General features: G+C 39.6%; 10 protein-coding genes. All 10 read right to left on the bottom strand.

The features are described 5' to 3' along the window. Positions 1-199: 199 nt before the first annotated feature. A complete protein-coding gene (gene uraA, locus LY28_RS06375; RefSeq protein ID WP_110461347.1) occupies positions 200-1,579 on the bottom strand; it encodes a uracil permease in 1,380 nt (459 codons plus the stop codon). A gap of 251 nt (positions 1,580-1,830) precedes the next feature. Beyond that, positions 1,831-2,949, bottom strand: a complete 1,119-nt coding sequence (murG, locus tag LY28_RS06370; protein WP_110461493.1) for an undecaprenyldiphospho-muramoylpentapeptide beta-N-acetylglucosaminyltransferase — start codon at positions 2,947-2,949, stop codon at positions 1,831-1,833. Between the two features lie 10 nt (positions 2,950-2,959). After that, positions 2,960-4,072 (bottom strand): putative lipid II flippase FtsW, encoded by a 1,113-nt coding sequence (gene ftsW / locus LY28_RS06365; RefSeq protein ID WP_110461346.1) that lies wholly within the window; start codon positions 4,070-4,072, stop codon positions 2,960-2,962. Positions 4,073-4,273: 201 nt separating this feature from the next. After that, complete coding sequence (mraY, locus tag LY28_RS06360; protein ID WP_110461345.1) at positions 4,274-5,257, bottom strand: phospho-N-acetylmuramoyl-pentapeptide-transferase; 984 nt, start codon at positions 5,255-5,257, stop codon at positions 4,274-4,276. 23 nt (positions 5,258-5,280) lie between these two features. Then, positions 5,281-6,672 carry a UDP-N-acetylmuramoyl-tripeptide--D-alanyl-D-alanine ligase gene (locus tag LY28_RS06355; protein WP_110461344.1) on the bottom strand — a complete coding sequence of 464 codons (1,392 nt, stop codon included), beginning with the start codon at positions 6,670-6,672 and terminating at the stop codon, positions 5,281-5,283. Beyond that, on the bottom strand, positions 6,669-8,135 hold the full coding sequence (locus LY28_RS06350; RefSeq protein ID WP_110461343.1) for a UDP-N-acetylmuramoyl-L-alanyl-D-glutamate--2,6-diaminopimelate ligase: 1,467 nt from the start codon (positions 8,133-8,135) through the stop codon (positions 6,669-6,671). The genes LY28_RS06355 and LY28_RS06350 overlap by 4 nt, the downstream gene beginning before the upstream one ends. A gap of 102 nt (positions 8,136-8,237) precedes the next feature. Beyond that, positions 8,238-10,424, bottom strand: a complete 2,187-nt coding sequence (locus tag LY28_RS06345) for a penicillin-binding transpeptidase domain-containing protein (protein WP_242981177.1) — start codon at positions 10,422-10,424, stop codon at positions 8,238-8,240. A gap of 216 nt (positions 10,425-10,640) precedes the next feature. Further along, a complete protein-coding gene (locus tag LY28_RS06340; protein WP_110461341.1) occupies positions 10,641-11,129 on the bottom strand; it encodes a cell division protein FtsL in 489 nt (162 codons plus the stop codon). Positions 11,130-11,529: 400 nt separating this feature from the next. Further along, entirely contained in the window at positions 11,530-12,471 is a 942-nt protein-coding gene (gene rsmH / locus LY28_RS06335) for a 16S rRNA (cytosine(1402)-N(4))-methyltransferase RsmH (RefSeq protein ID WP_110461340.1), read from the bottom strand. Between the two features lie 61 nt (positions 12,472-12,532). After that, entirely contained in the window at positions 12,533-12,964 is a 432-nt protein-coding gene (gene mraZ / locus LY28_RS06330; RefSeq protein ID WP_110461339.1) for a division/cell wall cluster transcriptional repressor MraZ, read from the bottom strand. Positions 12,965-13,080 lie beyond the last annotated feature (116 nt).

The following is a 13,080-nucleotide window of genomic DNA, read 5'->3' as shown; positions in this document are numbered from 1 at the left end:
CAAGTATATTATGTTTATTTTGATTTAATTTGTATATTATTGAATTTTTTTGTATTTATTTTGCTATTTATGCATAAGTATACATCATTAAATTTGTTTTATATTAAAAACTCGTTTCTAAATTAGAAACGAGTTTTTAATATAAAACAATTACTATCTCGTGAAAAGCAACGCATAGGAAGCCATCTCATACAGCATCCTATTCGGCATCATTTGTAAGCTTCAGCTTATCAAGCACATAAAATACCAGACTAAGTGCCATTCCCGCTAAAGTGGCTAAAACCATTCCCGACAGCTTGACATTTTGCCCGAGATTAACTGTTATTCCGCTAATGCCTGTAACAAAAACCAGAGCCGTAAGAACAAGATTTTTTGCTTTACTGTAATCAATTTTTGCCTCAACAATCATTCTTATACCGGAAGCAGCGATTGTACCAAACAGAAGCAGGCTGACTCCTCCCATAACAGCAGCGGGTATACTTGAAATAATTCCTGAAAGCTTGCCTACAAAAGCTATTATTATGGAAATAACACCTGCTCCTCCGATTACCCATACACTGTATACTCTGGTTATTGCCATAACACCCATATTTTCGCCGTAGGTAGTTGTCGGACATGAGCCGCAGAAGCCGGAAAGCATGGTTGAAAGACCGTCTCCCATCAAGGACCTGTGAAGTCCCGGGTCCTTGGTTAAATTTCTTCCCACTATATTCCCTGTTACAAACAAATGGCCTATATGTTCTGAAAGAACAACCAAAGCTGCCGGTGCAAGAATAAGAATTGCATTAAACTTAAAGGATGGAGCTACGAAGGCAGGCAAATCAAACCATCTCGCTGTTGAAACTGCAGAATAATCCACATTGCCCATTATTGCAGATAGTACATAACCGGCTATAACAGCCAATAGTATAGGAATTACCGAAAGAAAGCCTCTGAAGCAAAGATTGCCGATTATCAGTACAGCCAATGTTACCATTGAAATAATTATGCTCTGTATATTAAAGCCTCCGTTTGCATCCGGCAATAAACCCGCCATATCAGCAGCACTTCCTGCCAGCTCAAGTCCTATAAGCGCAACAATAGGCCCCATTGCCGCCGGCGGAAGTACAACATCCAGCCAGCCTGTCCCAACCTTGCCTATAATAAATGCAACTATAACAAAAACCAGTCCGCAAATTATGTAACCTCCCAAAGCCTGTCTGAAATTATCCGCATAATTCGATGAACTTGTAATAATAGCAGATGTCGGTGAAAGGAATGCAAAGCTCGAGCCTAAAAATGCAGGAGCTCTTCCTTTACAGATAAAGATATAAATCAAGGTACCTATACCGTTAAGCAGCAATACAAGTGCAGGGTCAATAACCTGAATGCCGTTATAGGTTGCCAGCTGATCAGCATTTAACTGCTTAAGTGTTAATTTAAGCGTTTCAAGATAATGGTCCTTTGCATAGCTGTTAAATAAAAACGGAACAAGTACAGATGCACTGAACATTGCAAATAAATGCTGAAAACTAAGAGGCAGTGCTTTTAGGAACGGAACTTTTTCTTCAACCTGAATTATAGGTCTGGTATTATTCATTTAAAATCTCCTCCAAATTTTTTGTAATAAAAAAACCTTACTGATTTGGCGCAGTAAGGTTGGGTTTATCCAAAAATTATAAAGCTGTAATATACTCCCAAATATAACCCTTACTAGCCTCTCGGGACTAATTTAAAAGTTTTTTTATTCGAAAGATATTCTATCATATGTATATATCAAAGTCTACAAATTCATATAATTTTTTATTTATGTTTTTATGTATGCTTACTTTATATTACATTGAATCCAATTTATACTTTTCCTGTCTTTAGGCTTTTACATATATTCTGAATTAATGAATAAATCTTTTCCGCCGAATCGGTCATACGGTTTTTAGCGGCACCCTTTGCCATTTGCATTAAAGCATCCCTATTTGATATCAGGCTGCAAATTTTATTGTACAGAGCCTCAGCATTCAAATCATTTTCCAGTATTACCGCTGCGCCGCCGTCCCTTTCCAAGGAGCGGGCATTATGCTCCTGATGGTTTGCTGTGACATAAGGCGACGGAATAAGTACGGACGGAATTCCCATAGTCTGAAGTTCACTTACAGTAATGGCTCCTGCACGGCAAATCATTAAGTCACTTGCCGCATAAATCTTATCCACATCATAAATATAAGGTACAACCTTAACCAGCTCTTTGTATCTATCAGCTATTTTAATACTTGATTTTACTGTTTCAAACTGCTGTTCGCCGGTCGAAAAAATTATATTGAACTCACCTTTAAAGCAGTTATTCAGCATTTCGGCAACTGTCTCATTTATTTTTCTCGCGCCCCTGCTGCCGCCCATTACCACAATCAAGGGCTTACCCTGCACTATATCCAGCTGTGAAGCAGCCTTCTGCCTGTCTGCATTCAATAGCTCCTGCCTTACCGGATTGCCTGTACGCACTACCCTTCCTTTTCCTTTGAAATACTTTTCGGATTCCTTGAAGCTGATAGCGACATAATCCACATAACGGGCAAGAATTCTATTTGTCACACCCGGAAAGGCATTTGATTCATGAATTAATGTCGGTATCCCCTTTTTGGCTGCGGCATACAGAACAGGTCCGCAGACATAGCCTCCCGTACCTATTACAACATCCGGCTTTAATCTGTTTATAAGCTTTGATGCCTCAAAAAAGCTTTGAACAAGCTCTTTTACAGCAACTACTGTATCAAAAGATATTTTTCTTCTGAAACCCCTGACAGTAATAGTCTCAAGCGAATAACCCTCTCTGGGAACCAGCTTGGCTTCAAGTCCCTTTTTGGTGCCCACAAAGGTTATTTCCGCATTTTGCTCCTGCTGCTTTATATATTTCGCAATTGCCAGACCCGGATTCACGTGCCCTCCGGTTCCTCCACCTGCTATTAAAACCTTCAAATTTTTCACCTCATAGCCTTTCGTAATTTGAATATCTGGAAATATTAAGCAATACACCCACACCAAACATTAACAGCATCAGCGATGTGCCTCCATAGCTGAAAAACGGCAGAGAAATACCTGTTGATGGTATTGAATTGGTTACAACAGCTACATTGAACAGAAACTGAATCCCAATGAGGGAGGTAATACCTGTAGCCAGCAAGCTTCCAAATGTATCGGGTGCATTCATGGCCACCTTGATACCTCTCCAGATAAACACCAAAAACAGCAGCATAACAAACATAGCACCTATAAAGCCCAATTCCTCGGATAATATTGCAAATATATAATCATTATATGGTTCCGGTATATATAAATATTTTTGCATGCTTTGCCCAAGTCCTCTTCCAAACAAGCCTCCCGACCCAATGGCAAGAAGAGACTGAACCGTCTGCCAGCCTTCATCCATAGCATAATCAAAGGGGTGAAGCCATGCCTTAACTCTGTCAAACCGGTACGGTGCAGCTAATATCGCCACAACTACTGCCGCAACTGCAGGTACCGCCATTGCTACAAAATGGGATATCCTCGCTCCTGCACAGAACAGAATAATACACGAAGTAATTACTATAATCAGAGTTCCGCTTAAATGAGGTTCAATTACAACCAAGCCTGCCACAAAGCCAATCAAAAGCAGGTAGGGCACCAACCCTCTTGTAAAGGATTTTAATACGTCCTTACGTTTTGACAAGCTGAAGGAAAGAAACATTATGAGTGCAATTTTAGCCATCTCGGAAGGCTGGACTGTTTTTGAACCCACACCCAGCCATCTTTGAGCACCATTCTGCTTCTGGCCGATTCCCGGAATAAGCACCAGAATCAGTAATCCGATGCATATCATAAGTATTAACGGCGACAGCTTTCCCCATCTCCTGTAATCGAAATTCATTGTCAGTATAAGTACTAAAATACTTAAAGCCATATACTCCAATTGAGGTATTAATAGAAAAAATGAATTGCCTACTGTCTTTACCGAAAAATAATAGCTGGAGCTGAACACCATGATTGTGCCTAAAGAAAGCAACAGTATTACCGCTGCAAATATCCAGAAATCAAAAGGCTTTTTGTTTTTGTTCTTCATTAATTCCCTCCAAATCAAACTACATACCGTATTCCGGCATAAAAATCATCTCAGTTTCACTGAGAAGCCCATATTCTGCCGAAAAAGGCTGCATTTTTACAGCGGCAGCAAAATTCTTACAAGCTATATTTCTTTTACTGCTGAAAGACAATTACATCGTCACGATGCAATATGTTGCAAAGGCCTTAACCGCAATTGACTTCAGTTATTGCCGATACCTAAAATCACTAATGAAGCTATCGCCAGCAGAACTGTAATAAATATAAATACAGCTACTACCTTTGTTTCCTTCCATCCAAGCAATTCAAAGTGATGATGAATCGGCGCCATTTTAAATATACGCTTTCCGGTCAGCTTAAATGAACCAACCTGTAAAATTACAGACAAGGCTTCAATTAAATATATTCCTCCAACGATAACTAAAATAAGCGGAATACGCATCATGACAACAATAGCTGTTACTGCGCCGCCCAGTGCCAAGCTTCCTGTATCTCCCATAAAAACCTTTGCAGGATGCAAATTATAGGCTAAAAAGCCCAGACAGCCCCCGGCAATAGCAGCCGAAAACACCTTTATATATCCGAACTCAGGATTTGTAAGAGAACAAATTGTAAAAAATATGGCAACTACCAGAGTAACGCCTGCACACAGCCCGTCTAGCCCGTCAGTAAGATTCACTGCATTTGTAAAAAAATACATAAACGCAATTATGAAAAGAAAGTACAGCCACGGTTGAATTACAATATTTGTAAACGGTATAAGAACAGACGTTCCCGCATCAGTATAACGCATTACATAAAATGAAAAGGCAACACATACTATCAGCTGCATGAACGTCTTTTGTCCTGCATACAGACCGTCTTTCCTTCTTTTCACTATTTTTATGAAATCATCCACAAAGCCGACTGCTGCAAAGCCTAGTGCTGCAAGCAATACGGGTATTATCTCTGGGTACTTTGGGGAATAGTAAACAGCTACCAATGAAATGGGTATGATAAATATCAAGCCGCCGATTGTAGGCGTGCCCATTTTCTTCAAATGAGTCTGCGGTCCGTCATCTCTCACCGTCTGTCCGAATTTCAATCTTCTAAGAAACGGAATACAAACAGGCCCTGCAATAAGAGCCAATATAAACGAAGCCGCAAAGGCCAATATATGTTCGGATGTTAACGAAAACGTAAGCAATTCTATTTCCCCCTGTTTTTTATTTATGGAATCATAACCCCGGAATTCATAATTCCTTCTGTAATCTGTTCCATCTTCATTCCTCTTGAGCCCTTTATCAGCACATAATCACCTTGTCTGATAATGCTCAGTATATATTCCAGTGCTTCCCCGTTAGTATTAAAATGCCGTAATGTTATTGCTTTTTTGCCTGAATCGGCTGCTGCCTGCATTATATTTTGAGAGGCGTTTCCGATAGTTATAAGATAATCAATTTTTTTATCCTTAATAAAGCTTCCCACCTCATAGTGAAGCTCTTCCGACATATCCCCCATTTCAAGCATATCACCCAGGACAGCAATTCCGCGGGTCTTACTGCACAGCTCCTCCAGTACATTTATAGCTGCCTGCATTGATTGGGGGCTGGCATTGTATGCATCATTTATTATTTTAATACCTTTAAATGCAATTATGTTTTGCCTCATATTCCCCGGGCTGAATGCTCCTATTCCTTCAACGATTGTGTCCATAGGTATATTCATTTCAATTCCGACTGCTATTGCCGCAAGTGCATTATAAACATTATGTATTCCCGGCACAGGAAGAAAAACCTTAAACAGCTTTTCTCCCAGCCTGATGCTGAAGCTTGTTCCAGCCTCTCCCAAGGATTCATAGCCCTCTGCGACATAATCCAGTCCTGAATTCATCCCATAATAAACCGTTTTATATTCCAAGCTTTCTTCCAAGCCCTTTAATAAGGGGTCATCCCCATTGAGTACAGCCAGCCCGCCCGGCTTCAAGCCTTCAAAAATCTCAAGCTTTGCTTTTAAAATCCCCTGTCTGGAGCCTAGCTTCTCTATATGAGACACGCCTATATTTGTTATAACAGCTATCTGAGGCTGAGCAATTGCCGTAAGCCTGCTTATTTCACCAAAGCCGCTCATGCCCATTTCAATAACAGCCGCTTCGTGCCTGTCGTTCAAATTAAGGATAGTCAACGGCAGACCAATCTCATTGTTAAAATTACCCTGTGTCTTTAATACATCATACTTTTTAGATAATACACAGGCTATCATATCCTTTGTACTTGTTTTTCCAACGCTTCCGGTTATCCCTACCACAGGTATGGCATGTTTTTTCCTGTGCCATGCGGCAAGGTCTCTCAAAGCCCTTGCTGTATCATCAACCAGAACAGCGGCAGCATTATCTTTCTGAGGAATAGTCCTTTCTGTTAAGCAAACTGCCGCCCCGCTGCTAAAGCATTGCTCTATATAATCATGTCCGTCGAAGCGTTCGCCCGCTAAAGGAATAAACAGATTTCCTTCAGCAACCCTTCTCGAATCTGTTGTAACACCCGAAAATACCTGTTCGGCCTTACCCCATAATAACTTTCCGTTTACGGCTCTGACTAATTCTGCACAGTCAAAAGAAATCATTCAGCACTCCTTCCAAGCTCCGCCAACAGCTCATTTACTACCTCACGTTCATCAAAATGAATAGTTTTATCCTTAAATTGCTGATAGGTCTCATGGCCTTTGCCCGCCAAAACAATTATATCTCCATCCTGTGTATTTTCAAGAGCAAATTTTATTGCTTGCCTTCTATCTGTTATTTTAATATATTTCCCGTCTGTTTTAAGCATGCCTGCTTCTATATCGTTTATTATTTTTTCCGGGTCCTCAGTTCTGGGATTATCAGAGGTGATTATTGAAAAATCGGCAATATCTCCCGAAATCTCACCCATCTGAGGTCTTTTACCCGCATCTCTGTCTCCGCCGCAGCCAAACAAGCTTACTACCCTGCCCCTTGCAAATTCCTTAACTGTAGAAAGAACCTTTTCAAGACTGTCAGGAGTGTGGGCATAATCTATCAGAACAGAATAGTTTCCGTATGTAGGAACTGTCTCCATTCTGCCGGGTACATTCACATTCATAAGCCCTTCCTTGACATGCTCCAGGGTTATCCCGGGTATCAGGCAGCACGCACCTATTGCAGCAAGGGCATTATATATATTAAAATTGCCCTGCAGGTTTGTTTTTACCGGTATGCCTCCCCATGGAGAAACAAGCATAAAAGAGGTATACAGAGTCTCTTTAATTATATTTATGGCTCTTATATCTGCATTTTCGGAAATACCGTAAGTATATACCTTGCACTTAGCAAGCTCAGCCATTTTCCTTCCATGCTCACTGTCAATATTTATGACTGCCTGCTTACACATTCCGAATAGCTTAGCCTTTGCATTAAAATATTCCTCAAGCGTTGCATGTTCCTTTGGCCCTATATGGTCTCTGGAAAAGTTAGTGAATACTCCGATATCGAAGTCGCATTTTGCCACCCTGTGCAATTCCAAGCCCTGTGAGGATACCTCTATAACCGTACTGTCAACCTTTTTTTCCGCCATATCACTGAACAGGCTCTGCAAGTCATATGATTCGGGTGTGGTTCTTGTGGCATATAATATCTCATCTCCTATTAAGTTCGCAACTGTCCCTATCAAACCTGTTTTATGGCTTGCTGCCTGAAGAATTGCCCTTACCATATAAGAAGTTGTAGTTTTTCCCTTGGTGCCCGTTATTCCCACCAGATTAAATTTCTGCGAGGGATGCCCGAAAAAAGCATCCGCAACACATGCAAGACCATATCTGGTATCCTCGATTTCAACAACAGTTATCCCCTCGGGAACTTCCACAGGTCTTTGTACTAAAAAAGCTCTAGTACCGTTTTCAATAGCATCGGCAATGTACTTATGCCCGTCAGAAACGGTTCCGTCAATACATACAAACAAGCTTCCCTGTCTGGCCTTTCTGGAATCATATGCAACAGCCTCAATGGCTATATCCGGGTTCCCCTTCAAACTCTTTATTTCCAAACCTCTCACTAATTCACTAAGTAACAAGTAATACACCTCCTGCCGGTAGTCAAGCATAATCTATTTACAATCAAGCACTTACAAACAATTATTGCCCTATATAACTAGTATATTTCATAATTTGCCGATTTAGTCTGAAACTATGTTTCTGAACATAACTTCAACCACAGTTCCCTTAGTAATAACCTTACCTGCCTCTTTATCCTGACTGACGGCGGTACCGGTGCCATTTATCCTTATATTCAGCCCCACTGCCTTAAATGCCTGCGTTGCTTCATACACAGATTTATTTTTTACATCCGGCACAGTAGCCTTAGCCTCGCTTTCCGGCTTATAAGTGTACAGTATTACTAATGAGTTTTCATTTAATAAAGCAGAGGATTTCGGAGTCTGAGCCTGAACAACAGCCTTCATATCCTTATTGCTTCCTTCTATTTTATACTCAAGCTTATTTTGTTTCAATATCTTTATTGCCTCTTCCACTGTTTTTCCTTTTACATCCGGAACCTGAACCTCTTTCTGTAAAAGCTTTTTGTCCTCATCGGTATATTCCTTTTCAACTCCCTGATAAGTCAGGATATCATCTATAAGCTTTCCGACAACAGGGGCTACAAGCATACCTCCGCCGGGACTATATACATCCGGCCAGTCCAGAACCACCAGAACGCAAAGGGAAGGATTGTCAGTAGGTGCAATGGCAGAAAAAGAAACAATATACCTTTTGTTTTTCCCTTGAACTACGATATCTTTTGATGCAACAGTTTCTGAGGTTCCGGTTTTCCCGCCTATTTTATAACCCGGAACCCGTGCATTTTTACCGGTACCCACATCAACAACACCCCTGAGTATATCCACCACAGTACCCGAGGTTTGCTTCGATATTACCCTTCTGACTACATTGGGCTCATATTTTTTTATTACATTTCCGGAGCTGTCTATAACCTCTTTTACCACATGCGGCGTTATAAGCTCTCCCCCGTTAGCTATAGCGCCATATGCCTGTATAAGCTGAATCGGAGTTATTTGAAACCGCTGTCCGAAGGATGCGGTGCACATGTCAATTTCCGTGGGTTTGGTATGTATAATGCTTATTGCCTCTCCCGGCAAATCTATTCCTGTTTTTTGATAAAACCCAAAAGCCTTGATGTAGCTATAAAACTTACTTATGCCTAATTGCTGTGCAAGTCTTACGAAAACAGGATTGCATGAATTATAAACTCCCTCCCTGAAGGTCTCATGAAGGTGAGCATTGGGCTTCCAGCAATGTATATTCCATCCTCCTACTTTAATTGTCGCATCTGTAACCTGAGTTTCCGGAGTCACCAAGCCCTCCTCTAGTCCTGCAGATGCCGTAACAGGCTTAAAGGTTGATCCCGGCTCATATGTGTCAACAACTGCTTTATTCCTCCATACTGTTTTTTGAAGATATTGCACATCCTCGGTAGATGTACCTGTCCATGCAGTTTTGTCAACACCCGAAGGAGCTGCTCTGGGATTGTTTAAATCAAAATCCGGCTTTGAGGTTAATGCCAGTATTTCTCCGTTTCTCGGATCCATGACTATGGCAGTTGCACCATTTATAACATTATTATCTGAAATAGCCTTTTCTAATGTCTTTTCCGCAAAATACTGAATGGTTTCGTCAATTGTCAGTATTACATCATTACCATCCTGCGGCTGAATATACTGCTCCTGACCCATACTAAGCTCAACGCCGCTGGCATCTACTTCGCTCAGTATCTTACCCGGAACTCCCTTCAAATATTTATCCATTATCTTCTCAACACCGTCAAGACCGTCGTTGTCAACATTTGTAAATCCAACAACATGCGCCGCAAGGTTGCTGTTTGGATAAAATCTCTTTGTATCCTCATCTATGTATATCCCGTCAATTTCATTATCTTTCTTCCATTGCCTTACCTTTGAGCCGATATCCTTATCAACCTTTTTCTTAATAAGCTCATATCTTGAGGATTTCACCAGCTTTTTCCTAATGGTTTCCTTATCCATTGACAGAATAGCTGATAAATCACTTGAAATTTTATCAACATCGAGAGATAGCTTTTTTATAACCTGAGGACTGCAGCTGATTGTTTCAACAGATCCGCTGACAGCTAAGGGTTCCATGTTTCTGTCATAAATTGTTCCTCTTTTGGGACTTATAGTCCTGTTACTGGTTTGCTGCTCAAATGCCTTCTGCTGATATTCCTGACCATTCACGAATTGAATCCACGCTATTCTTGAAATCAGGCATATTGTAAAAAAGGTGAAAAACCCCAGTATAAACAAAAGCCTCTTCTTCAGTTTAATATTCATATTTGTCAAAAGTATCCCCCCTAGTATTCTTATAAAGATAAACCATCTATAAATAATATTTATTAATTTCAAAATATAATATCACCTAAAATGTAAAAATACATAAACTCTCTAATCATCCTTACATACGAAAAAACTATAGATTTTATATCGTTTATTTTAAATATAATCTATAGTCAAGAGATAAGTATATTAATTCAATTATCATAATACCAGTCAAAATATATTTAAGACTTTTTTCAGGCTATTTTCAATATCTTCAATAATGATGCCTATTTTAGACTTCTCCTTGCTTGCAGTCATAGTTATATCCTCTTTCGGCACCTCAACATATACAATCTGACTTTTGTTAGGCTTATGCATATGCAGGCTGTTCTCAGCCACTTCTCGAATATTTCTTAAGCTCTTGGCATTTTGGATTTCAATTGACAATAATTGATTATCATTCTGCATTTCAATATATTGCTTGTTTAGCTTTTCATTTTCATAGCTTAGCTGGCTTATTTGAGCATACCTGAACATAGTCAGCGCGCACAGGCTGAAAGCCGTCAAAATGCAAAAGGTTATTTTTGCTTTTAGCTTTTTATTGTTCCTTGCAATTTTTTTTGACTTGAGTACGGCATTTTCTTCATATGGATCATATATATCATTTTCAATATTTTCCGCAACTGATCCGTATACATATTTATTTTTTGAAGCCGCCACTTATATCACTCCCGTCAGAAATCATTTTATAGACTTATAGTTCCTTATGCTTTTTATTTCTTCTTTTGTGTCTTAAATTGCTTTTTATCCTTTGTGTGTTTTTAATCCTTCTTCTTTTGTACTTTAATTCTTTCGCTTAGAATCAACTGCTATCGCCTGAATAAACGATATAATATCGTACTAAGGCTTGAACCATAATTGACCTTGTGTTTTTAACTGCTTTTTGTCTTTTGTGTATTTGTCTTTAGTTTCTCATTTGTTTGGTTTTGTTTTTTGTGTTTCCCGCTTGCTTTTTATCTTTTGTGTTTTTTATTTCTTCTTTTCTTTTGTATTTTGCTTTTTTTCATTTGTTTGCTTCTCTTGCTCTTTTTCATTTGTTTTTATTTTTTGTCAAACTTATTTAAATTTTTTGTAATACCCTAAGTTTTGCACTTCTTGCTCTTGGATTAGATTCCAGCTCCTGCTCTGATGAAACAATGGGCTTTCGGTTTACCAATACAGCCTCAGGCTTTCCTCCGCATACGCAAACCGGAAAAGAAGGCGGACAGGTACATGGATTTACATATTTAGCGTACTGCACCTTTACAATCCTGTCTTCAAGAGAATGAAAGGTAATTATGCAGAGCCTCCCTCCGCTTTTCAGCAATGCCACACAATCGGCAATAGTATTGTTTAATATATCAAGTTCATGATTAACGGCAATTCTGATTGCCTGAAAGGTTCTTTTTGCCGGATGCGGACCGTCTCGTCTTGCAGCACTGGGCACTGCTTTTTTTATGATGTCAACCAAATCATAGGTTGTAGCTATTGGCTTTACTTCTCGGGCTTCCGCAATAAATTTTGCAATTCTGGAGGCCCACTTTTCTTCCCCGAAATCTCTAATGATACGATAAAGCTCTTGCTCCGAATATTCATTGACTACTTGATATGCAGATAACTGAGCTTTTGTGTCCATCCTCATATCCAGCGGTGCATCCTGCTGATAGCTGAATCCTCTGGAAGCTTCGTCAAGCTGATGTGAAGAAACTCCCAAATCAAGCAATATACCGTCAGCTTCCTTAACCCCTAATTCTCCACACGCCTTTTTTATATGTTTAAAATTTGTATTTACTATCTTATAGTTTGCCTCTGATTTTATTTCATCAAGGCGTTTTGCAGAGGCTTCTACGGCAAAACCATCTTGATCCAAGCCTATTAATAATCCCTTTGAATTTAATCTTCCGTATATCTCAGACGAGTGTCCCGCTCCGCCGATAGTACCGTCAATATAAACTCCTTCCGGATTTATATTCAAATATTCAATGCACTCATCAAGCAGCACAGATTTATGCTTAAATTCCATTCCTCACCTCAAAGTCTTTTCCAATCTATACTTAGCAGAGATATGTTTTTGAACTGCATTTTTATATCCCCAGCAAGGCCATCTTTTCTGCAATTTTATCGGCGCTTATATTGTCATCACTGTTATATTCTTCCCATTTAGTTTTGTCCCATATTTCAACTCTTGAGGAAACTCCAATTACAGATATCTCCTTTACAAGCGCTGCGTATTCACGTAAATTTTGCGGTATGAGTATTCTTCCCTGCTTATCCAGCTCGCACTCAGCCGCACCGGAAAAGAAAAATCTTATAAATGCACGTACATCCTTATCTGTAAAGGGAAGTGTTTTCAACTTGTTTTCCAAGCTTGTCCACTCTTCTAATGAGTATGCAAACAAACAGCAGTCAAGTCCCTTAGTAATAATGAACCTGTCTCCCAAGCCCTCTCTGAATTTTGAGGGTACGATCGCTCTGCCTTTTGGGTCAACTGTATGCTGGTACTCACCATAAAACAAATTGTACACCCCTCACTTCATAAATTCCTCCACTTTCCTCCACTTCTCACCACTTATATGGATATTTTATTGCAAAATCGTTATTTTTACAATAGTTTTTAAATAATAAATTATAA

The sequence above is a fragment of the Ruminiclostridium sufflavum DSM 19573 genome, assembly GCF_003208175.1.
In the GTDB taxonomy this organism is placed as follows: domain Bacteria; phylum Bacillota; class Clostridia; order Acetivibrionales; family DSM-1351; genus Ruminiclostridium; species Ruminiclostridium sufflavum.
The sequence above is the reverse complement of the archived record's forward strand: the minus strand, read 5'-3'. Positions and strand labels throughout refer to the sequence as shown.